At 68.2% G+C, this 399-nt stretch carries 1 protein-coding gene; it reads left to right on the top strand.

All coding sequences use genetic code 11. The annotated features are described in order from the left end of the window. A partial coding sequence (locus OC439_RS30205) for a tetratricopeptide repeat protein (protein ID WP_262016389.1) occupies positions 1–399 on the top strand: 399 nt, incomplete at both ends.

Below are 399 nucleotides of genomic sequence, written 5' to 3'. Positions count from 1 at the left end.
GCGCCGGCGAAGCCGCCACCCTCAACAACATCGGCAGCGTGTACGACGCGCTCGGGAACCGGCAGCAGGCCCTGACCTACTTCCAGCAAGCCCTGCCCATCCAACGCGACGTCGGCAACCGCGCCGGCGAAGCCACCACCCTCAACAACATCGGCAACGTGTACAGCGGGCTCGGAGACCGGCAGCAGGCCCTGACCTACTTCCAGCAAGCACTGCCCATCCAACGCGACGTCGGCAACCGCGCCGGCGAAGCCGCCACCCTCAACAACATCGGCAGCGTGTACGACGCGCTCGGAGACCGGCAGCAGGCCCTGACCTACCTCCAGCAAGCACTGCCCATCCACCGCGACGTCGGCAACCGCGCCGGCGAAGCCGCCACCCTCAACAACATCGGCAGCG

Origin of the sequence: Micromonospora sp. Mcm103 (genome assembly GCF_024519755.1) — a bacterium.
Lineage (GTDB): Bacteria > Actinomycetota > Actinomycetes > Mycobacteriales > Micromonosporaceae > Micromonospora > Micromonospora aurantiaca.
This window is presented reverse-complemented; position numbering and strand designations above follow the sequence as displayed.